We start from the raw sequence: 22,083 nt of genomic DNA on the forward strand, positions 1-22,083 counted from the left end.
ATAATTTTTAATATTTTACTACAAATTACTCTTGCTAGTTAATTTCTAGCCGGTATATATTCTCTTTCACATTATACTCTATGCGGCATCGAATATGAATCGATATCCACAGCTTATTGCGGGTTCCTGAAAGTAGGTGCTGTTTTGGGAGAAGTGCCTTTTTTTGCTTCATGATAATATGAATACGTCATAGGCTCACCTTCTCTAATGATTTCACCTTCAACTATATTTCCGAGGAACAACGTGTGTGTTCCGACATCTAGAGCATTTGCCACTTCAAGTTCAAGATATGCCAAAGTATTCTCAGTAACAATCGGAACTCCAGTCTTACCAATGAGGTAGTTAATCCCTTCGAATTTGTTGATTTCACGGCCTGATCTGAATCCGAATTTTCCTATTAGGCTGGTAGGGGTTTCTTTTTCTAAGATAGAAACACTGAAAAGATTACTTTTTGTAATAAATTCATGCGTGAGGTTCTCTTTGTGAATGCTTATTGCTAACATAGGAGGTTTCGCTGTTACTTGAAAGACGGTATTAGCTGTCTGTCCGTTCAATATCCCATCTTTAATTGAGCTTACTATATAGACTCCGTAATTAATTTGATAAAGTGCTAACGCATTCATAATTGGTATCCTCAAAATATTTAAATTTAGTTCATTGGGAATACTACTAAAATACTACAAAAATTTATACTTAAAATATTATACACATACTCTGCTCATATTATCAATTTCCAGGGAGGCAGTGGGTGCAAAATTAGTTATTAACTTATACTCTAATCTATAATATAATCTGGCCTATGATTATATCGAAGAAGGTTGCTATCTATTATTTACCGCCGATTTTGTATATGGGGATAATTTTTTATTTATCCAGCCGGCCGGGAAGCAGTCTTCACCTGCCAGAATTTTCCAATATCGACAAGCTTTTGCATTTTGCTGAATATTTGGGGTTGTCCTTTTTGTGTTATCGGGCTCTCTTCGCTGATAAAAGATGGCAGTTTAAAAAAATATCAGGAGCTGTTATTGCTTTTGTTGCGCTTTTTGCTTTTTTTGATGAACTGCATCAGTATTTTGTGCCTGGAAGAGACGCTTCTGCCGCAGATTTTTCGGTCGATGTTCTCGGTGTTCTTGTCATGTCTTGGTTTTATAAAGAATAATCATGATTTTTTTATCTACTAAAAGCCTTTTTGCTATGATAAAATGGAAATAGAACTATTGCAAATAACGATCAAGCTTTTTGTTGTTATTGCGTTGTTCAAAATTATCTAAATATATTCCTAAAATGGAACCCTTTGTAATGAAGATACCTTGGTAATTCTTATGAATCCTTGTATGGGTTGGTATCTGTATGTCTTTGTTTGCATCTTTTCTATTGTTGATTTTAGCTGGTGGAGTTATATCATTGAAACATATCAAATTCTTAGTTTTTATAGTTATTGCAGCAATTGTATCGTTTGTCAGTGTTGGGTTTGCAGATAATTTTACATTTATTGAAGCTTCTAACATAGTTATCGACTACAATGGACAGCATATCGTTTGGGGGACTGAGCCGGTATACTGTGAAAGTATCCTCTATGTGCCACTCAGAGACCTCATGCCGGTTCTAGACTTTTCCCTTTTTACTAATCGACGTTCATTATTGACGACGCTACAGCGGCATAGTGATAATTTTCAGATTATTATTGAAGAGGGAAGCCCGATCATTACTGTAGGTGGAAAACAGGAAAACATTTCCAATGATGTGAGAATTATCAAGAACAGGATATACGTTCCTTTTATAAATTTTATTGAAAAAATCGGCTATCGAGCACAAAAGGACAAAAAGCTTTTTACAATAGTGCCGGTTATTAATTCTATTTCGGTTGAGAATAATTCTTTCATCATTGAGGGCGTCGCCCCGTTTGAGTATAAAGTAGATTATTATAAACAAAAAAGAAAATTACAAATCAGGTTGAGGGGTTATATTTCGAACAAAACTGTTTCCCAGGAAAAGCTGGAAGATCGTGGAATTGAGTCCGTTGCTGTGAAACAGGTCGATAAGAGTAATCTTGATACCCTGTTTGAAGTTACATTTCTCGAAGGAACAAAGTACAACTTATACAAATACGAAGGCCGGAACGTTATAGAACTTGAAGTTATTCCCCATAATTCTGCTGCGTTGGCTAAAAGAAAAGAAGACATTAAAGCTATATTCGAAAACAAAGAGAAAAATATCGAGAAGAGCATTAATGTTACTGCAAAACCAAAAGAGAACGAGCCGTTAACTAATAATATTAAGGTTGAGCAAACAAAAGTTATTACTACAACTTCACGCTTTGATAAACCTTCTCATAACTCCATCTGGCTGCCGAATCTTAAAGATCGAAAGCAACTTGATTTTTCCGTTAGCGGAAAAGATGTGTTGTTGAAGGCACCGTTTACGTATCAAGACAAGTCGCTCATGGTCCCGTTGAAGCTTGTTTTTGAGAAGGCGGGATATAATGTCCATATTAATGCTGATAAGCACCAGGCAACAATTTACCGGGATGACGGTATTGATTATTTGATTAGTGCCGGACAGTTGGAAATACAGAATCGTGGGGTAAATAAAAATGGAGCTTTAATCCTTGATACACCTCCTAAAATTATAAATGGAGATATGTACGTTCCTCTTATCGCGTTTGCCAGAATTATTGGAATGGGAGTCAGATGGGATTCCAAGCTCGAAAAAGTATTTGTTAACCATCGAATTTATGAAGTTGTCTATGAGGAATCGGCTGGAACGCGCCAGATAACAATTAAATGTACCGGAGAAATTAGGCTGGATAGTGTTTTTGAGGTAGTTAGTCCAAGCATGTTATTAATTACTATTCCAAATACAAACCTGGATGTGCCTGATCCGATCATTGAAATTAATGATGAAAAAATAAAATCTTATCGATTGGCCCAATTGACCAACAATAATTGCCGGATCGCCATTGATACGAAGGGGAAAATTCCTTATGGTGTAGTGGATAACGATAATATCCTGGAAGGCACTATTCGATTTGCGGGAGAACTTACCAGTGTCCTTTTGAAATCAAACAAGGATGTTTCAGAAATAGTATTGCAAAGCTCATCGAAGATCACTCCGATAATTCAAAAAATCAATGATCCTTTTCGGTTGGTAATTGATGTTCCTGATATTGTTCTTAAGACGCCCCAGTTTTATGAAGGAGATGGGAAAATAATAAAAAGAGTGAGGGCATCTCAATATCAATGGAATCCTCTGGTAACAAGAGTCGTTGTTGAGCTAGAGAAGGATGCGTACTATAATACACAGCGTAACGGCGATGACAAGTTGCTTTCAGTGGTTTTGAGCCTGAAAGATATTAAAGAACTTAAAGAAAAAGTAGTTGAAGAATTGAAGGCGATTATACCGAAAAAAGAACCGTCGCTTTCTCCTTTGCTTAAAGATAAGATCATTGTTATTGAAGCCGGGCATGGAGGCCGTGATCCCGGGTGTATTGGCATTGGCGGTACATTAGAAAAAGAACCTGCGCTTAAAACATCAAAGATTATCCAGGAAGAATTAGCTCAACGTGGAGCAAAAGTAATGATGGCCAGGGAATCTGATGTTTATATGAGCCTTAATGACAGGGTGTTTTTTGCTAATAAGAATCGTGCGGACGTTTTTATTAGTGTTCATTATAATTCGTTTGTTAATGGAACCATTTCCGGTACTGAGACATTTTATTCCAAGCCCATAGACCAGGCGCTGGCTAGTGCTGTTCATAAAGCGATGGTAGAGAAACTGAAAAGGACAGATAAGGGAACAAGAAAAGCAATGCTCTATGTCCTGAATTATACGACGATGCCGGCTATCTGCATCGAACCGGTTTTTTTATCTAATAAATGGGATGAGCTATTGGCAAATGATGAGAACTTTCAGAAAAAAGTTGCTCTGGCAGTATGCCAGGGTATCGAAGAGTATTTTAAAAATGTAAAAGGGGGCAAAAAGTAAATGTATCGTCTAGATCAACGGCCTATTGGGATGTTTGATTCTGGGTTCGGCGGATTGACAGTGCTTGCTCAGGTCAAAAAACTATTGCCTCAAGAAAATGTTCTTTATTATGGAGACAATCTCCGTGCCCCCTACGGGGGAAGGACCAAAGAAGAGATTATAGGTTTTAACCATGAAATAGTAGAATTCATGCTTGAAAAGCAGGTCAAAGCGATAATTATGGCCTGTAATACTTCTACCTCTCATGCCCTTCAGCATAATCGGGATCATTTTGATGTTCCTTTTGTGAGCCTTATCGAACGTGGAATTGATATGGTATCGGAGATATCTAAAACCAGGAACGTAGCGGTTATGGCAACTGAAGGAACAGTACGGTCAAAATCGTTTACTGCTTCGATAACTTCTCGGTTTGACAATATTAAGGTTATGGAGATTGCCTGTCCGTTGCTTGTTCCGATTATTGAAAATGGTTCTATTCATGATGAAAAAACCAGAGATATAGCCTCGCAATACTTGTCTGAAGCTTTACATCAACAGGCTGATGTAGTAATTTTGGGATGTACTCACTATCCTTTTCTGGTTCCGGTTTTACAGAAGATAGCACCTGAACATGTTACTTTTATTGACCCGGCAGTAGGTGCTTCTGAATATATTAAAAAATATTTGGAAAAAAACGAATTGTTAAATAAATCAAATTGTAATGGCAATTATGAGTATTATACCTCCGGGGATACTATCAAATTCCAGGAATGCGGTAGTAGATTATTAGGATTTTCATTAGAAAATGTTCAGCATAAATCATTTTAAGGTATAGCATAATTAATTATTGTTTTTTACATAGAGTTCGATAATAAGAGAATTAGTAAAAATATTTGTGACATAGCTTGTTTGTTAAGGAGGATAAAATATGTTTTCGTTAATGGTGGAAGATACATTTTCCGCAGCTCATCAATTGTACGATTATAAAGGTCCTTGCGAGAACCTTCATGGTCATACCTGGAAAATTCAATTATTTGTAGAAGGCGATGTTCTTGATAAGGCTGGGATGCTTGTTGACTTCAGAGTGCTCAAAGCTATTTTGAAAGAAGAACGAGATATTCTGGACCATTCGTATCTTAACAAAATAGTGGAGTTTTCTCCTACCTCTGAGAACCTTTCTAAATATTTGTTTGAGAGAATCTCGCTGAAAATGCCTGAAAATGTACATTTAAAAAAAGTGACCATTTGGGAGTCAGCGAGTACGTGGGCTAGTTACAGCCAGTAATTATTTTGAATACAGACGATGGATTATCTGTTTTTTTACCTTAGTAAGGGGTTATCGATTTATGAAGGCACTTGTATTATTATCAGCGGGGCTAGATTCCCTGGTTAATATGGCTCAGGCATTGGATAACGGCTATGAGCTGGAAGCGTTAACCTTTGATTACGGTCAAAAAGCTGCTCAAAAAGAACTAGAACATGCAGCGAACATTTGCACGTTTTATTCCATACCACATCGGGTAATTGAACTTCCCTGGCTGGCTGAAGTCACAACAACCTCTTTGGTAGCTTCAAGAAATGAAGTGCCGGTGTTCAATGAAGAAAGAATTAATGATACCGATTATATTAATTCCACAGCCAAAGCAGTATGGGTTCCGAATAGAAACGGAACTTTTATAAATATTGCTGCATCGGTGTCCGAAGCTAAAGGGATAGATGAGATAATCGTTGGATTTAATAAAGAAGAAGCCGCAACGTTTCCTGATAATACGAAAGAGTATCTTGAAAAAGTGAATGATGCATTAGCGTACTCTACCTTATCTAAGGTCAAAGTGATTTCTTTTACAACTGATTTCGATAAGATAGCGATTGTAAATCTTGGAAAACGGTTAGCTGTTCCTTTCAAGTATTGCTGGCCTTGCTATCATAACGGCGCACAACTCTGCGGAAGATGTGAGAGTTGTGTTCGTTATTTCAGGGCACTTTCCGCATATTAGCGTATTGAAATATAACCTCCGGGAACGCCCTTTTTCGACAGTACAATCTGCCATAATTGTAAATTACGCGCGCGAAACATGGCCGCGCATGAAGATAAATAAAATTTCCACATCCTATAAAAAGTATTGTCATAGTTGTTCCTGATTTTGTCCCAATTGTTTTCAAAATTTGATTGCCAGGCCATGAGCGTTTTATCATAATCAGCTCCGAAATTGTGCCAGTCTTCTATGATGAATCGATTTTCTATGTTTTTTATGACATGTATGCTAGATGGTATCATCCCATTTGGGAAAATATATTTGTCGATCCAAATGTCGATGCCGCTTCCCAGATTATTTGCGCCTATCGTATGTAACAGAAATAACCCATCATCTTTTAAGCATCGTTCAATAACTTTCATATAAGTATTATAATTCTTAAATCCTACATGCTCAAACATCCCTACAGAGACAATTCTATCGTATTTTTCCTGAATATCTCTGTAATCCTGAATTTTTATATTAACTGCAGAGCCCTGGCATAATGATCTTCCGAATTCTGACTGTTTTTTGGAGATAGTAACTCCAGTTACTTTTACCTTGTATTTCTCAGCAGCAAATTTTGATAAACTTCCCCAACCGCAGCCGACATCAAGTATACTCATTCCCGGCTTTAATTGTAACTTTTTACAAATCAGATCGAATTTGGCTTCCTGTGCCTGATCGATATTTTTTGCTGATTTCCAATAGCCGCAGCTATAGGCCATATGTTTACCCAGCATGTGCTTAAATAGGTCATTTCCAAGATCGTAATGCCTTGCTGCGACTTGCTTCGCTCTTGTTTTGTTTTGCTTGTTGAAAAGTTTGAATTTTATAATTTCTAAGAGAACTGTTCTATTTATCTTTATGTTTGGTGATACGTTGTGGCTTAAAATGCGATGAAAAAATATATCAAGCTGCTGACAATCCCACCAGCCGTCCATATATGCCTCTCCAAGACCTAATGAATGATCGATTAATATTCGTTGGTAGAGCCTGTCATCATAGACTTTTATATCCCACGGATTGCTTCCATTAATGGTGATTCCTGCCGAAGATAGTATCGTGTTGATAATTGGTTTGATTTTGTTTTCTGCCATAATTACCCTCAAAAAAGGTATCAGAATTTTTTATCTAGCTTAAGGAGCGTAGTTATTAAGAAAATTACCCCTATGAGTAATATTTGTGTGGAAGGAGCGTTCCGTATGAGCATTATGATGCCGGAGCTATTCTCAACCACCTTTAGCGAGAAAAGGATGAGTTGAAAAGTAGCGAAGATGATTGCTGCTATTATGCCAATACTGTTATCTGACTTGCTGTAGGTGTCTTTCTCTACTTCTTCTTCTAAGCTATCCGGATTAGTAATCTTCTTGTTGCTGCTAAAGAAAAAACTAAGGAAGTGAGGATAGAAAAAAATGATAATTCCAATGAATAACAGGTTGTTCGCATAGATCACAAGAACTACTGCCGGAGAGAAGATTATCAGCAAAAAAATTATTATCATTACCAGATAAGCGAAGTATAAGTAGATTATCTTCGCGCTAGTGACTATAAAGTTGGATATCAGTTCTATAAAATAATTCATTGTAGGTTGCCTACTCTTCCTGATTCACTTGAATTCATGCTTTTTAACGTATAAGAATGCTATCCGAGGTATTTCCCAAACCATTATGGAAGTAATGATAATCCAAGCCATATCGTAACTATTTATTGAGAAGATAAGGGATTTCAAGAAAAATTGGATGGTCACTTTTGAGAGTCCAGGTATCATTGGCAAGTATGAAGCTATATCGGCTCCGTACTCTTTTATAATCAGATTTTTAATATGATAAAAAAATACAATGTATTTACTGGCAAGAAATCCTGGGATAATAGATGAAATCGCGATTATTTGAAGTATGAATAATTTGTTTTTATTTGATAAAATGATAACTGACAAGCTGCCTAGCATGCCTACGAATAGAATCATGAACCTGATTTCATGTTTCGTCAAAACACTGAGCAGTCCCCACAGTATTCCACCGCAAACTGCCATGGTCATACTTCCGACAAAAGCTGTAATAAGTGAAATTATTGACGGACCTTCTATGGTTATTCCTGATTCTAATGTATTAATACTTTCCATGTTTTCCACTCCTCAAAAAATATTGTCACAATCTTAGTCAATTATTATGAGAAGTCAATTGGCTAAATGCCGCAGTGAATTCTTTGTTTTTAGTCGGTGTTTATTGGAAAGATACTGGAAATTTTTAATCGAATAATGATCAGGTTTAATCGTTATTGAATTGTGCCGCGTAATAGAGTGTTGTCATCGAAATCTCTATTTACACCATCTTTTTATTGTGTTAAATAGTGCAATAATTTAAGTGCCTGTTATATTTCTGGCATAATATTGCCACTTGTAAATTGGTCTGTAACACATGGCAAAATTATGGAGGGTTAGTATGTGTAATGAAATTATTATTTTTGTCGTTTTTATGGCTATGTTTTTGGGGGTTGCTTATCTTTTCTATTTTAGAAGTAGTAAGAAGCCAGTCACTGGCAAAGCTTACTTCCGTAGAAAAAAATCTTTTCATATTGATTTTCCCAGTGGATGGAAAAAAAAGCCAAGTAACAAACCCGAGATTATTGCTGCATCGACGTGTGGTAATGGTGGCTCTATTACTATACTTTCAAAACCCTTACCTAAGGATATCGAAAACTTTACATTGGGGGATTTCTCCTCAGAACAGTTGGAAATTATAATTAAAGAGGTCTTTTGCTCGATTGAAAATAAATATTCCGGTGCAGTGCTCCATGACAATGGAATAACCCGGATAAATAATAAAAGCGCTATCTGGTTCCTTTATTCATATTCATATAATAGTGACTTTATAAAAATGTTAGAATTAGTGACTTTTTGCAATAGGAAACAGTATACGATGGCTTGTGCGGCACCGGCATTTCTTTTTGCTGCCTACGAGAATTTGTTTTGGAACACGCTGCGAAGTACAATATTCGAGGAATGATGATGGGTGGACTGAATTGTTGGTATTTTCATAAAAGGGTGGGATATTTTAAAATAGTAATATATATAGTTTAATATTATGTAATATAAATATAGATTTTAATAAAATAAATATTTACATGGAATATTTCATTTGGCATTTGACAAATTTCCGGAATAAGTATACATTGCTTGGTTAATATTCGGAATAAAAACATAATAGAATCTAAAATGTTGTTTTTGTTTATAGATACAGTTAAAAAATGAAATGAAGCATAGTTTTGAAAGGGGTGGTTCGAATGAAAAAACATACATCAGTACTGGTTATTTATTTGTTGTTGTTTGTTTGTGGCTTTTTGGCTCCAGCAAGCTATAATCGTAGTTTTATCATTAAGGAACCTAAAGTTGTAATCAAAAAAGTTGTACCTGGACGAAGTGCTCTTTCAGAAAAAAAAGTTGAGATTATCCCGGCGGACGACATTAGTTATTATGATAGCCAGTACTCTCAGTTATCTTTTGGAAACGAAAGCAACGTTATTAAGTTATTGCTGGCAGATGGAGATATGGAATCCCAACTATCGGATGTCATTAATATGGACGACTATCTTCGGAAGAATTGTATTAAAGGGAGCAATGATCTAAAAACGTTGAATGCCGGTTTTAGCAGTTATGATCAGACAATGGAGAATATGATCTTTCGTATTATCAAGAATTCTGATAATAATTTGGAAGATGTTGTGGCAAAAAAATATGCCCGGTTGTTTGTGCGATATTCTCGCCAATACCAGGTTCATCCTCTTCTAGCTGTGGCTGTGGGGTGGCGTGAAAGCGGGTTCAAGCCAAAGGCAGCTTCTTATGCTGGAGCCGTTGGCATCATGCAGATAATGCCAATTACAGCGAGAGAACTTGGAATTGTTAACCGCCAAGATCCTGAGCAAAGCATAAAAGGTGGGGTAAAATACTTACACCGGCAACTTAAGAGTTATAAAGACCTTCGAATGGCATTAGCGGCTTATAATGCCGGACCTGCAGTTATAAGAAGGAATGCTAATAATGAGCGTCTTATTTCCCCTTATTATCGTCGGACAAATAAATATATACCTCATATTGAAGGTTTTTTAAGAAAACAATTAGTCTATATAGGCATCGACCCAAAAGTGGTTGATGATATTCATTTCTGGTTGTTAACTTAAGCATAAGAACCTTCGGTGGAGGGATTCCATTAGGCATATATGGCTGTTACCGGTCTCTTTTGTGCTTATTTATATAATTCTATAAATCTCGAGTTCCTTTCTGTCAAAAAAAGTGTATAATAGTATGCGGTTTGTTTATTTATAACCTAAAGTCAACACTTCTGACTTATTCTATAACTTATTTCTTAAAGATTTAAAGAGAAATACTGCGAAATAGAAGGCAGTAAGCTTGAGTCGTGATTTACATATCACGTAATGGTCTTTTTCGAGTTTTTATCGAAAGGGAATGTTTTTAATTTATGGAAGGTAAAGAGATTCACTATGGAACAAAGTAAAATAAGAAATGTAGCAATTATAGCCCACGTAGATCATGGAAAGACTACGTTGGTCGATCAACTTTTTAAACAAAGCGGGATGTTTCGTGAGAATCAAGTAGTCGAAGAACGGCTGATGGATTCAATGGACCTGGAAAAAGAGCGGGGAATCACGATAACCTCGAAGAATGGTTCTTTTCGATATAAAGATCATTTTATTAATATTATTGATACTCCCGGGCATGCTGATTTCGGCGGTCAGGTAGAGCGAGTCCTTAAAATGGCTGATGGAGCGCTACTTCTGGTTGATGCGGCTGAAGGTCCTATGCCCCAAACTTACTTTGTACTCAAAAAAGCCTTGATGTTTCATTTGCCGATAATAGTGGTTATCAATAAAATTGATAAGACTGATGCCAGATGCGAATGGGTATTGGATAGTGTTTTTGATCTTTTTGTCAAGCTGGGTGCTCCGGACGACATTCTTGATTTTCCGGTTGTTTACGCTTCAGCTCGTGACGGCTATGCTTCTCATGATTATGCCGAAGATGCAGATTCTATGGAGCCGTTATTCGATAAAATTGTCAGTTGCCTTCCTGCACCTAAAGGAGATCCTGACGGACCACTGCAAATGTTAGTGAATTCGCTGAGTTATTCGCCGTTCCTTGGCCGTTTGGCTATTGGGAAAATAACTTCCGGCCAACTGAATATTAACAAAGATGTTGTTGTTGCGAAAAACGGTGAGATTCTTTTCCCAGCCCGAATAACGAAAGTGTATCGTTTTGAAGGGACAGAAAAAAGTGAAACTGCTATCGCCAGTGTCGGTGAAATAGTTGCTGTGGCAGGAATGGAATCAATAACCGTGGGACAAACTTTGACTGATCCTGATAATCCGATATGTCTTACAAGTATCGAGATTGATCCGCCAACAATTTCTATGAACTTTATTCCTAATGATTCTCCTTTTGCCGGGAAAGAAGGGAAATTTGTTACCTCAAGACATATTCGGGAAAGATTATTTCGAGAGACTCTTTCTGATGTCGCCTTAGTTGTTGAAGAAATAAGTGATACAACTGGGTATTCGGTATCTGGCAGAGGAGAATTGCATTTATCAATCCTTATCGAAAAAATGAGAAGAGAAGGGTATGAGTTTCAGGTAACAAGGCCTCAAGTTATATTCAGAGAAGAAAATGGAACGAAACAGGAGCCATACGAAGAATTAACTATTGATGTTGACGAAAATTTTATGGGTAACGTAATCGAGAACCTTGGTGGAAGAAAAGGGCTTATGCTGGAAATGCACCAGGAGAATGGTATGGCTCGAATGAAATATAAGATTCCTACCCGAGGGTTGCTTGGGTTCCGTTCGGAATTTATGAACGAAACTAAGGGTATGGGTGTAATGAACTATATTTTTATGAAATATGATGACTTTGCCGGAGAGATTAAAAATAGAAAGCGGGGCGTTCTGGTTGTGAAAGAAGAATGCGCCACCGTCGCCTATGCTTTATTTAATCTTCAAGAAAGAAGCAAACTATTTCTGGGACCTGGCGAGAAAGTCTATCAAGGTCAGATTGTTGGAGAAAACGCCCGTGAAGGAGATATGGTTGTTAATCCGGGCAAAGGCAAAAAGTTGTCAAACGTGAGAGCCGCAGGGTCTGATGATGCTGTAGTGCTTACTCCTCATACTCTGATGAGCCTGGAAAAGTGCATTGCGTTTATTAACGATGACGAACTTGTTGAAATAACTCCAAAATCTATCAGGTTGAGAAAGATAAAGCTTAACGAAGCAGATCGGAAACGTTCGAAGAGCGAAGAGCGTGGTAATGAGACAGCCTGATAAGGTTGTGGTTTCCTTTGTTTGTATGATATTATTCTAGCAGTAACTAATTCATAGCAAGGAGATGTAAAATAATGTCTGATAATAAAAACGATGGATCGAAAGTTAAATCCTGGCTTGCTTTTGCCTATGTAGCACTTTTTGTGATTGCAGTTGTTGCTGGCGTTGGAATTCTGTCACAACGGTATGATATTGTTGTGAGTAACAATCCGATGTATGCATATAAAATCGACAAGATGACTGGGCATTCCTGGTTTATCTATCGAAACAGAGAGCTAAAGATGTTGCATGACCAGGCTGATACCGGTACTCCTGATCAACAAGTTCAATAAGTCACATAAAAATTTTTTTACTATTAAATGAATATTCCCGCTATGTAGCGGGAATATTCATTTGTAAGCATACTAGTTTTTCCTCGGTTTATTTGACAAGGTGCTCTAGCTTTTTTTGCTGTTCAATTGTCCCGATGAAGAGAAGTACTGATCCGGTTGTCAAAATAGTGCTGTCAGGTGGATTGTATCGGTAATTGCCATTATCTTCACTCGAAGAATAGGCGATGATGTTAAGCCCTGTTTTTTCGTGAATATGTGTTTGAGAAAAAGTTTTTCCCGCAATACTGCTATGTTCCGGGACTACCACCTCTTCAACCCTGATGGATTCCTCTTTCGTGTAAAGCATCCTGTCGAGGAAAGAAACTACATTTGGACGTAAAATGTGCGAAGCAATCCTCATTCCGCCAATATAGTTAGGGCTTACGATATAGTTAGCTCCGGCTTTCTGTAACTTTTCATTCATGCTCAGTTCGGTAGCCGTAGAGACTATTTGAATCTCCGGGTTCAACATCCGTGCGGTAACTGCCAAAAATAGATTGTCTTTATCGTTTGCCAGTGTTGTTACCAGTGAATTTGCATGTTTAATGTTAGCTTCTTCTAAAATTGCATCACTTGTAGCATCGCCTATGATAACCAGACATCGTGGAAATTCTTCTCTTAACTGTTTGAATTTATCCTGATCGGAATCTATTACGACGAAGTTTTTTTTGTTGATGTGCATTTCTCGAATTACATGGATGCCAGTTTCACCGGCACCGCAGATTACATAGTGATTTTTCATTTTTAGTATTTTCCTTTTTATGGAGTTTATTAATAGGAGGTTATTTAAGTGGCCTTCTATGAGAAAAGCTGAAACCGCGGAAACGGAATATAAAACTATTCCCATGCCGATTACTAGCAAGATGATTGTGTACCAGATAGCGACCGGATTATTCTGCACATTCAATATATCTCCATAACCGACTGTAGAAAGTGTTATCCCGGTCATAAAAAAAATATGGTTCCAGCTTTGATCGGAAAACAATAATTTATAGCCTGCTGCACCTCCTAGAAAAGAGCTTATAAGTGCAATTATAGGTATTTTTAGATTTTCCCAGATAAGTTTTAAGTTGGACATAATTTTAATATATCATGAAAAATATGAAATTAGTACGAAAAAAGAGTCAGTAGCAGTGCAATATTTTGTAGTCAATAGTCTTGTTCTCACCCATTGAAAAAAAAAGCCATAATTATCATAATAGATTAAACAGGTCTGAATTTAATCATTACAGTGTGGATTATTGAATGAAGAGAAAATCTATTAAGGTTATATTGTGCATTCTTATTGTATTTGCAATTGTCGTATTAAACCAGTTGCCCTTATTTAAGTTGTTCCACTGGAAACTAACTGATTTGAAGTTTGTCGTGAGAGGCCCGATAAAGACTCCGACAAATATTGTTATTATCGCTATAGACGATGAGTCCATTGCTTGGTTAGGTACCTGGCCGTGGCCAAGAAATAAATATGCTCAATTAGTTGATCAGCTTAAGTTGGCTGGCGCGAAATTGATTTTTTTCGATATTTTATTTGATTCTCCCACGAGCTTTGATCCTGATGATGATGTCAAGTTTGCCCAGTCGATCAAAAAATCCGGTAATGTCCTCTTGGCTGCGTATTTCAAAAATACTGAAAATAATAGCTTTGTTCGCTATGTTCAGGATCCATTTAATCCTCCGATAAAACTATTGAAAAATTCTGCACTTGATATCGGAATGGTAGACATTAGTTTTGACAAATCCCAGGTAATAAGAAAAATCCCGATGTTGTTTTCAGGAGATATAAAATATCCGAACCTAACATTGCAGGCTGTCCGTTATATTCAAGCAGATAAGCCTCCTATTAAGCATTTATCTTCTTCTATAGTTGTGGGTAAATACGCAATGCCTATTTCCCAAGACCGGCGGTTCGTTATTAACTATCGCGGTGGGGCTAAATCATTTCCATATATTCCATTCGATAGGGTGATTGATGGCTCGTTTATCAAGAAAAATCCCAACTTCCTGAAAGATAAAATCGTTTTAATCGGTGCTACAGCTATTGAATTGCAAGACTATATCGCCACCCCGTTTTCGAATATCGTCCCGGGAGTGGAAATGTATGCTAATGCCATTCAAACTGTTTTAGATCGTAATTATTTGTACGAAAGTCCTCCATGGTTTGATTTTCTGGTAGTCCTGTCTTTGTGTATTATCTCGATAAAGTTTTTCTTAAGCTTATCATCCAGAAGAGCCTTTGTGTTTTTCCTTGCCTGTACGATTGTTATTATGGCAGTAGATTTGGTTGTTTTTTTAAAAATGAATTATATTCTTAAATCGTTTGAATATTTTTCGGCGCTATTGTTTCCCTTTATCGGATTAATTGGTTACAGGTATTACAAAGAAGAAGAGGAAAAGCGATATGTTAAGAGCGTTTTTTCTCAGTATGTTGATCCCAGCGTTGTTAACAAGCTCCTAGAACATCCGTCTCGTATTATTTTAGGTGGGGAAAAGAAACAGGTTTCTATTTTTTTTAGTGATATCAGGGCATTTACTACGTTTAGCGAACGGCATTCTCCTGAAGTGGTTGTCGAGTATCTTAATGAATACCTTGATGCCATGACCAAAGTGATCTTTGAGCATAAAGGGACGCTGGATAAATATGTTGGCGATGAGATCATGGCAATATACGGTGCACCGCTTGAGATGCCTGACCACGCAAAAGTTGCAGTAGAAGCTGCGCTAAGCCAGTTGGATATGCTGCAAAAAATTAATGAAAAAAGAGCGAGGGAAGGCCGGGATCAATTCGGTATCGGGATGGGAATTCACACCGGGGAAGTGGTTATCGGAAATATTGGCTCTACCATGCATAAGGATTATACGGTTATTGGGGACTCCGTCAATCTCGCTGCCAGATTAGAGTCGACAACCAGAAATTATGGGACCAAAGAGAGTCCGGTTAATTTAATTATTTCTGAGGATACCTATAAGTTAGTGAAGGATTTCTTCATATGTGAATATCTCGATGAAATTATTGTAAAAGGGAAAACGATTCCTGTTAATATCTATTCTGTTGTTGGGAGAAAGTAATTTTTTTAAGGGTACGCTCCTGCGCGTATCATGCCAGAATTTTCAGATAAGTATTTGCAATTTAAAATTCATAGCTGCTATAATGAAATAATGAAAAAAATATATATATTGTTGATAATGGTGATTCTTTCTGCGGGTGATGTATTTGCCGGAACCTATGACCTGTCTGTTTCTATTATTCCCAGGGCAACGTATTTTATCGATTCAATTTATGATGCGGTCCAGGCAAAACAGCAATTAGATGAGATGGCGTCTATTCGTATAGTTAATAATTCTGAAGCAGACAAAAGTTTTAAAATCAGGATTCAAGTATTTACGAGTTCATTAGGTTCCGAACCTATATTAGATGCAACTTCAGTTCCTCAATCATTTCCAATTCAAATAGCTGCGGGCGGGTCCAGAATAATTAAGAATACAGATCTGGAAATGAACAACAGTAGCCAATTTACGCATAAGATCACAAATAAAGATATGAAAGATCGAGTAAATAGTCGTTATGGAAAAAATATTCTCACCGAATATGATGGGATGATGCCTCCGGAAACATTTGTTTATAAAATCTATCTTTTTGATTCTAATTCTCAGGATGATGCCGCCCTTGCACTTGCTTCAACGGAAGAATCCATATATCAGCCCCATGAAAAGGGGAATATTGATATTATAACTCCGGGCGAAGGCTCTATAGTAAGTATCGATAATCCATATCCTACGTTTGTGTGGCAACGGTTAAATGTACGGTCTGGGGTTGACGTAAAATATAATATTAAGATCTGGAAAGTTAAACCGGATGAGAACCCGAATATAGCTCTTAGCGGTCGGCCAATACTGGATGATACGGTAGAGAATTCCAATAAATATGATTATCCGGGTACGGCTGAACGATTAGAACCTGATACGACTTATGTGTGGCGAATACACGCAACGGATGGTCTTGGGTATACGATAGGCAAAGTGGGAAATAGTGTTGATAGCACCTTTAAAATGTCACCGATCGAGCCGGCACGGCTTTCTGAGCCAACTTCTGAGATTAGCAGTGTTCCATTTCAGATGAAATGGTCGGAAGTAGCTGGTGCCGCTCATTATGATGTATATATTGATAAAGATGTAAGTTTCGGTTCTTCGAAGATTTTTAAAGGAGTCAAGGTGACTGAGCTTGCTCAGGAAGATGCCACGTATTATCTTCCTGGTACAAAGTATTATTGGTATGTTCAGGCCTATGATGACTCCGGCAAAAAATGGGGGAAAAAAAGTGAGACTGGAAGCTTTTTATTTAACCAGGAAATAATGTTGAAGACTCCTGTTGCCGTGACGATTTTAAACGTGCCCCCGGAATTCTCCTGGTCGGAATTATCTGGCGCAAGCAGCTATCTATTGGAAATTGATAAGACAGAGTTATTTCAAAAACCTGATGCTTTTAAATGTGAAGGGACAACATTTACTCCGGATAATTATATTTTTGACCCTGAAGCTACCTATTTCTGGCGCGTTAAAGCAATTGGCAGCAATGGGAAACAAATTGGTTCCGTTTCACAAAGATCGTTTTTCAAAATGCCTGACTTACCGGTCCCCTCTTTAATTTCGCCGATGGATACAAATGTCCTGAGCGATTTGCCTGAGTTTAGTTTCCGATCTGTTAACTGGGCGGACAACTATATAGTCCAGATCAGCTCCGATATAGCTAATTGGACAAATGCCATAGCAATTAACACTATTCGAGCCGCCGTTCAATACCCTGAGAACCAGCCTGCTTTGAAACCAGGCAAGACCTATTACTGGCGGGTAATACCGATAGATGAAAAAGGAAAAAGTTATAGTAAATTCAGTGAAATAGGTAGCTTTAGAGGGAAAGAGATCCCCAAAATAAGTTTAATTTCACCGGTTAACGCTGAACTGGAGTCACCTATTGTGAGTTTTATCTGGAATGGGATTGAAGGTGCTTCAAAATATAAGCTCTTAATCAGTGAAGATGCCGGGCTAAGCAGTGCAAAGAGGTTTGAGGTAAACGGTACGAGTTATACTCTTGAACAGAAAGAAGCTTTAAAACAGGGCACCAGCTATTATTGGGCAGTAGCAGCATCGGATGTTAACGGATTGCCTTACGGAGATACCAGTAATCCGGCGATTTTTAAATTAGTTTCCCATGACAATAATAGTTTTTCTGGGGTTGAGATGCTTTCTCCTATTAATGAGACATTGTCTGGCGTATCTGTTACTTTTAAGTGGCTGAGTATTCCCTCAGTTAATGAATATGTAATTGCAATTGGCAAAAGTGAAGACTTGTCCGACGCAACAAAATATAAAGTCAACGATAACAGTATAACTAATGAAGCATTGAAACTTGAATTAGCCATGGATACCCAGTATTACTGGCAAGTTCAGGGAACCGGGAAGGCTGGAGTTATTGGAGGGCCAAGTAAAATCGGTAAGTTCAGAGTGCCGATGGTTAAGCTGGAGCTTTTGTCACCACTAAATTTGGCTTTAGATAATAATGATATTAGTTTTTCATGGAAAGAGTATCCAGGAGCCCGGAAATACCTATTGCAGTATAGCAACGATGAAAAATTCTCGACGTTTAAGGAAGAACAATGCGAGTCAAACAAAGCTACGATCAAAGGGCTTGAATATAATAAAGAATATTTTTGGAGGGTTCAGCCCTTAGATCTAAAGGGTGAACCTAATGGAGCCATGAGCGTGTCGGGTAAGTTTAGTATTAAAGATAACAATGAGCTTGAGGCGGCTACCCCGGAAGATATTGAAGAATTAATCCTGTTTTTAAAGGGATATGTGAAGGAAATTAGTGTTGCGGAACTGATAACCGGCTTTAAGCTAAAGAAAGCAACTCTCGATGGTACGTCAGAAATAAGTAAAAAATCAGTAAAAGATATCATTAAAGGCATTTTGAAGATTAAGTCAATAAAGGTTAAATAATGAAATTTAAGACTATAGCATCGTTACTATTATTTCTGTTCTTACTCTGCAATGTTGTTTTTGCTGATAGTAAACCGGTTGCGACCTTAACTGTTTTTTTCGGTGAGGTCCTCTATAAGAATGCTTCCGGGAGTAATTGGGCACTCGTTAAACGAGGAATGTTTTTCTACCCTGGTGACCGGATCGCGACGAAACTGGATGGGAAAGCTGAGATATATTTCACTGACGGATCAATACTTCGGGTTGCTAATGAGTCTGAAATGGAATTCACTATCCAGGACAATAAAAAGAAGCGTTCGGTATTTCTTGTTTTTGGAAAAGTTTGGAACAAGGTAACAAAAGGTACTAACTTCGAAATAGAGTCAATACACGGCGTAGCCTCTGTTAAAGGTACGGAATTCGATGTGGCAGTGAAAGACGAAATGGATGTATGGGTTGCGGATGGCGCGGTTGAGATCTCTAATGATAAAGGCAAGGTATTGAGTGAGCGTAATACCTATACGAGAATTAAAAAAGATAGTGAGCCCAAAAAAGAATCAATAAATCAGGATCAGCTGCCTAAACGAGATGACATGCAATCCAAGTTATCGCTCATGCTTAATTTTGTCGGTGACAAAGTTGAGGATAAGCCGTTTATTATTAAAGCTGCTGTTAAAGACAATAAAACTGAAAAATTATATAAGGGTGAGGTTGTCGAAGTCAGGTTTGTGTCCAATGATAAAAGAATGAAATTTAGTAGCGACAATAAAGAGTGGAATGATGAAGTAATTGTGAAAATAACTGATGGTCAGGGCGAACTAAAAGTCAAAGGTCAGTCAGGACAATCCGAATTTATGGTGATTGGTAAGAACCTTCCGGGAATATCGGTCGAAGTGACTATCAAGCCTGAAATAAAAGCCAAAAAGATTTCTTTAAGTTATATAGATAGCGATAATAAAGAAAAGAATTTAGATCTTGAGTTTGAGAGAAAGTAGATTATGAAAAGAATCCATGTGCTTTTCTTTTTTGTGTTTTTCTATTTGATCATTATTAATTTGTCTTATGCTGATGGTATTATTCATACCAGAATTGATAAAATAATTGCAGATCAACCGGCACAATTTACCGTAGAGCTTGAAGGGATAACCTCAAACGTAGAGGTTGTAATTTATTATAAAATCGGTAAGGAAAATCTTTATAATGAAGCAAGTATGCTTTCTATCGGGAATAACGTTTATACGACAACGTTAACACCGGTTTTCGCAAAAGATGATGTTTTTTCCTATTATATAGCTGTTAAAATGGATAATAAATTGATGCTGTCATTGCCGGAAGTGAATCCGAAAGAATATCCTTTTATTGTGAATGTTACCAGCGACGAATTCACTCCCAAAGTGCGTTTTTTGACCCCGGCAAATAACGAGGTCGTAAGGAACGGATTCCCTTGCGTTCTTCTCACGTTTGATGACGAATTGTCCCAATTGGACATGAAAACCTTTAAAATGACTATTAATGGGGAGGATGTTACTGATTATGTGTCATTAAGTCAGACATTTGCTAATTATGTTCCTAAGAAAGAACTCAAAGAAGATGTTTATTCTATAAAAGTTACTATTAAAGATGTCAGGGGGAAAGTTCATTCGATTAATTCCTCTTTTACTTTTAGACGAAAAGACCAGGACTTCCTGACATATAATGGGTCACTTTCCCTTGATAACTATTTTTATAATACAGATAAATATGCCGAAAAAGTTATTCGCGAACCGTTTGAATCTGAGGCAGTCGCCGATATTAACCTTAAATCGTGGATATTGAACTCAAATATTAATGTTAAACGCGATAGCAAAGAGTCTTCGGATAACCAGCCGTTAAACAGGGTATCATTCGGTATCTGGGATGATAAAAAAAATATCGATATCAAATGCGGAGATACTAATCCGGTGATGTCGAATATGGCTCTTAATGGTATGTTAGTACAGGGAAATGATATCGATCTCGATGTCTTTGGAGTTGTCGGTTTAAATAAGTTGGTAAAAATAAAGTATATTTCAGGTATAACCAGAAAGGCCATCGATACTTCTTCAACTGCCAATATGGATAATGTGTCTTATGAACAAGATATAAGCGCGTATAAAATATCTACGAACCTTTTTGGGTTCGAGAATAATGTCAGCTATATGCATATTAAAGACAACGAAAACAGCTTGCCTTTGTATTCTAGCTTACCGTCGAGCGACAGGCTACTAAAGCCACGAGAGAACCATGTTGTGTCGGTTGAGAATAACATGAGGTTGTTTGATCTGACTGATATTAAGTTAGAAACAGCTGCATCTGTTTATTACAGTGATTCTACTGCCGGATCTATCAACGTTTCTGACCTTAATCTTCCAATAAAAGAAGAAACAATCAAACAGTATGAAAAAACAATCCCGATAAAATCAAGTATGACTGTCGGAGCTGCAACAAATCTTGAGGTCAGAACCCCGGTCCTGTTCCGGGAATTAACCTTTAAAGGTGGAACGAAATGGGCGCATCCCAGTTTTACCAGTCTAGGGAGCAGTTCTGTTAAAAAGGATAATTTTGAGTATTCCGGTGAGCTTGGTGTTAGATTGCTTAAAAATCTTTTTTCTTTGCGAGGAGGCATTAAGAAGCAGAATGATAATGTTATGCAGTCTGCCAGCGAAAATACCACCTATACGTTAGGCTATAATGTCGATTCAACCCTGGTTATTCCAAATGTGGCTATTCTGTATCTCGGATTCAATAATTCTGATAAAGAGAATAAAACAAATGACAATGAGGTTGTTACCGGTGATCGACGGGTATCCAATAAGCTGTTGACTGTTATGATGGGAATTGGCGGGATAACTTTTGATATTGCTTCGGTTGCTAATAAAATCAATATTAACTATAACTATAACAAATATACGGATGACGCGATTACTGTTAATAGTTTTGATGCGACAGCCTTCGGCATTAATTACCAGACAGAGATTTTACCCTTTAAACTAAAAGTTGATTTTAGCAGATCAGATAAACTGGCGAAAAGCACGACACCCAATACCACGACTTACACGACATTAGGCGGGAAGGCTTTTTATGACGTTATACCAAAGATCTTCACTTCTTATGCCGGATTGAAGCTTTCTAAAGGGTATAATAACGGTAATGACATTGCCAAACGTATAGATAACACAAATATGACTCTTACTGTTGGGGGTTCCTACAAATTCGATCAGCAGGCATGGATTTTCTACGATTCGTTGTTAACTGTGAACTGGGATCTTATTACTCTAACTGATGCGAAATCTAAGTCGGAAGATGTTGATTACAGAGACAAAAATTTTTCGGAATCAATTTTAACGCTGAAAGTATCGACCGTATTCTAGCTTTTTCATTTTGTGTCTGTTCTTTTTTACCGATAATGTAAC

18 protein-coding genes are annotated in these 22,083 nt (G+C 37.3%); 13 read left to right on the top strand and 5 right to left on the bottom strand.

What is annotated here, in order from left to right; translation table 11 throughout:
• Positions 1-113: 113 nt before the first annotated feature.
• Positions 114-623, bottom strand: a complete 510-nt coding sequence (locus DKM50_03275) for a flavin reductase (protein ID PZM83000.1) — start codon at positions 621-623, stop codon at positions 114-116.
• Between the two features lie 176 nt (positions 624-799).
• On the opposite strand from DKM50_03275, the gene DKM50_03280 reads away from it, so the two are divergent.
• From DKM50_03280 to queC, 5 genes are all read left to right on the top strand, one after another.
• Complete coding sequence (locus tag DKM50_03280) at positions 800-1,159, top strand: VanZ family protein (GenBank protein ID PZM83001.1); 360 nt, start codon at positions 800-802, stop codon at positions 1,157-1,159.
• A gap of 191 nt (positions 1,160-1,350) precedes the next feature.
• On the top strand, positions 1,351-3,984 hold the full coding sequence (locus DKM50_03285; GenBank protein ID PZM83002.1) for a hypothetical protein: 2,634 nt from the start codon (positions 1,351-1,353) through the stop codon (positions 3,982-3,984).
• A complete protein-coding gene (murI, locus tag DKM50_03290) occupies positions 3,985-4,791 on the top strand; it encodes a glutamate racemase (GenBank protein PZM83003.1) in 807 nt (268 codons plus the stop codon).
• Between the two features lie 100 nt (positions 4,792-4,891).
• Positions 4,892-5,248 carry a 6-carboxytetrahydropterin synthase QueD gene (queD, locus tag DKM50_03295; GenBank protein ID PZM83004.1) on the top strand — a complete coding sequence of 119 codons (357 nt, stop codon included), beginning with the start codon at positions 4,892-4,894 and terminating at the stop codon, positions 5,246-5,248.
• A 61-nt stretch (positions 5,249-5,309) separates the two neighbouring features.
• Entirely contained in the window at positions 5,310-5,960 is a 651-nt protein-coding gene (gene queC / locus DKM50_03300) for a 7-cyano-7-deazaguanine synthase QueC (GenBank protein ID PZM83005.1), read from the top strand.
• On the opposite strand, the gene DKM50_03305 is transcribed toward queC, so the two are convergent.
• The 3 genes from DKM50_03305 to DKM50_03315 are packed head-to-tail and all read right to left on the bottom strand — an operon-like array spanning position 5,957 to position 8,103.
• The gene (locus tag DKM50_03305) at positions 5,957-7,078 is read right to left on the bottom strand and encodes a cyclopropane fatty acyl phospholipid synthase (protein ID PZM83006.1); all 1,122 of its coding nucleotides are present in this window, start codon (positions 7,076-7,078) and stop codon (positions 5,957-5,959) included. The genes queC and DKM50_03305 overlap by 4 nt on opposite strands.
• 20 nt (positions 7,079-7,098) lie before the next feature.
• Positions 7,099-7,563 carry a hypothetical protein gene (locus tag DKM50_03310; GenBank protein ID PZM83007.1) on the bottom strand — a complete coding sequence of 155 codons (465 nt, stop codon included), beginning with the start codon at positions 7,561-7,563 and terminating at the stop codon, positions 7,099-7,101.
• A 24-nt stretch (positions 7,564-7,587) separates the two neighbouring features.
• The gene (locus DKM50_03315) at positions 7,588-8,103 is read right to left on the bottom strand and encodes a hypothetical protein (protein ID PZM83008.1); all 516 of its coding nucleotides are present in this window, start codon (positions 8,101-8,103) and stop codon (positions 7,588-7,590) included.
• A 319-nt stretch (positions 8,104-8,422) separates the two neighbouring features.
• Between DKM50_03315 and DKM50_03320 the strand changes: the two genes are divergently transcribed.
• From DKM50_03320 to DKM50_03335, 4 genes are all read left to right on the top strand, one after another.
• A complete protein-coding gene (locus DKM50_03320) occupies positions 8,423-8,986 on the top strand; it encodes a hypothetical protein (GenBank protein PZM83009.1) in 564 nt (187 codons plus the stop codon).
• Between the two features lie 277 nt (positions 8,987-9,263).
• On the top strand, positions 9,264-10,157 hold the full coding sequence (locus DKM50_03325) for a hypothetical protein (protein PZM83010.1): 894 nt from the start codon (positions 9,264-9,266) through the stop codon (positions 10,155-10,157).
• Between the two features lie 321 nt (positions 10,158-10,478).
• The gene (gene typA, locus DKM50_03330; protein ID PZM83011.1) at positions 10,479-12,308 is read left to right on the top strand and encodes a translational GTPase TypA; all 1,830 of its coding nucleotides are present in this window, start codon (positions 10,479-10,481) and stop codon (positions 12,306-12,308) included.
• A 74-nt stretch (positions 12,309-12,382) separates the two neighbouring features.
• Positions 12,383-12,640 (top strand): hypothetical protein, encoded by a 258-nt coding sequence (locus tag DKM50_03335; GenBank protein ID PZM83012.1) that lies wholly within the window; start codon positions 12,383-12,385, stop codon positions 12,638-12,640.
• Positions 12,641-12,728: 88 nt separating this feature from the next.
• Here DKM50_03335 and DKM50_03340 read toward each other — a convergent pair whose 3' ends face one another.
• Positions 12,729-13,757 carry a hypothetical protein gene (locus tag DKM50_03340; GenBank protein PZM83013.1) on the bottom strand — a complete coding sequence of 343 codons (1,029 nt, stop codon included), beginning with the start codon at positions 13,755-13,757 and terminating at the stop codon, positions 12,729-12,731.
• A 167-nt stretch (positions 13,758-13,924) separates the two neighbouring features.
• Here DKM50_03340 and DKM50_03345 point away from each other — a divergent pair, with 167 nt between their 5' ends.
• From DKM50_03345 to DKM50_03360, 4 genes are read left to right on the top strand one after another with little or no spacing between them, the layout of a single operon-like run.
• Entirely contained in the window at positions 13,925-15,745 is a 1,821-nt protein-coding gene (locus DKM50_03345) for a hypothetical protein (GenBank protein ID PZM83014.1), read from the top strand.
• Between the two features lie 30 nt (positions 15,746-15,775).
• On the top strand, positions 15,776-18,673 hold the full coding sequence (locus tag DKM50_03350; GenBank protein ID PZM83015.1) for a hypothetical protein: 2,898 nt from the start codon (positions 15,776-15,778) through the stop codon (positions 18,671-18,673).
• Positions 18,673-19,647, top strand: a complete 975-nt coding sequence (locus DKM50_03355) for a hypothetical protein (GenBank protein PZM83016.1) — start codon at positions 18,673-18,675, stop codon at positions 19,645-19,647. The genes DKM50_03350 and DKM50_03355 overlap by 1 nt, the downstream gene beginning before the upstream one ends.
• Before the next feature lie 3 nt (positions 19,648-19,650).
• Positions 19,651-22,041 (top strand): hypothetical protein, encoded by a 2,391-nt coding sequence (locus DKM50_03360; GenBank protein PZM83017.1) that lies wholly within the window; start codon positions 19,651-19,653, stop codon positions 22,039-22,041.
• The last annotated feature ends 42 nt before the right edge of the window (positions 22,042-22,083 follow it).

The sequence above is a fragment of the Candidatus Margulisiibacteriota bacterium genome (assembly GCA_003242895.1).
Taxonomy (GTDB): Bacteria; Margulisbacteria; Riflemargulisbacteria; order GWF2-39-127; family GWF2-39-127; genus GWF2-39-127.

Bases quoted from the DNA above. Each gene is read 5' to 3' on its own strand.
- DKM50_03275 (PZM83000.1), bottom strand. From the start codon at position 623: ATGAATGCGTTAGCACTTTATCAAATTAATTACGGAGTCTATATAGTA.
- DKM50_03280 (PZM83001.1), top strand. From the start codon at position 800: ATGATTATATCGAAGAAGGTTGCTATCTATTATTTACCGCCGATTTTG.
- DKM50_03285 (PZM83002.1), top strand. From the start codon at position 1,351: ATGTCTTTGTTTGCATCTTTTCTATTGTTGATTTTAGCTGGTGGAGTT.
- murI (PZM83003.1), top strand. From the start codon at position 3,985: ATGTATCGTCTAGATCAACGGCCTATTGGGATGTTTGATTCTGGGTTC.
- queD (PZM83004.1), top strand. From the start codon at position 4,892: ATGTTTTCGTTAATGGTGGAAGATACATTTTCCGCAGCTCATCAATTG.
- queC (PZM83005.1), top strand. From the start codon at position 5,310: ATGAAGGCACTTGTATTATTATCAGCGGGGCTAGATTCCCTGGTTAAT.
- DKM50_03305 (PZM83006.1), bottom strand. From the start codon at position 7,078: ATGGCAGAAAACAAAATCAAACCAATTATCAACACGATACTATCTTCG.
- DKM50_03310 (PZM83007.1), bottom strand. From the start codon at position 7,563: ATGAATTATTTTATAGAACTGATATCCAACTTTATAGTCACTAGCGCG.
- DKM50_03315 (PZM83008.1), bottom strand. From the start codon at position 8,103: ATGGAAAGTATTAATACATTAGAATCAGGAATAACCATAGAAGGTCCG.
- DKM50_03320 (PZM83009.1), top strand. From the start codon at position 8,423: ATGTGTAATGAAATTATTATTTTTGTCGTTTTTATGGCTATGTTTTTG.
- DKM50_03325 (PZM83010.1), top strand. From the start codon at position 9,264: ATGAAAAAACATACATCAGTACTGGTTATTTATTTGTTGTTGTTTGTT.
- typA (PZM83011.1), top strand. From the start codon at position 10,479: ATGGAACAAAGTAAAATAAGAAATGTAGCAATTATAGCCCACGTAGAT.
- DKM50_03335 (PZM83012.1), top strand. From the start codon at position 12,383: ATGTCTGATAATAAAAACGATGGATCGAAAGTTAAATCCTGGCTTGCT.
- DKM50_03340 (PZM83013.1), bottom strand. From the start codon at position 13,757: ATGTCCAACTTAAAACTTATCTGGGAAAATCTAAAAATACCTATAATT.
- DKM50_03345 (PZM83014.1), top strand. From the start codon at position 13,925: ATGAAGAGAAAATCTATTAAGGTTATATTGTGCATTCTTATTGTATTT.
- DKM50_03350 (PZM83015.1), top strand. From the start codon at position 15,776: ATGCCAGAATTTTCAGATAAGTATTTGCAATTTAAAATTCATAGCTGC.
- DKM50_03355 (PZM83016.1), top strand. From the start codon at position 18,673: ATGAAATTTAAGACTATAGCATCGTTACTATTATTTCTGTTCTTACTC.
- DKM50_03360 (PZM83017.1), top strand. From the start codon at position 19,651: ATGAAAAGAATCCATGTGCTTTTCTTTTTTGTGTTTTTCTATTTGATC.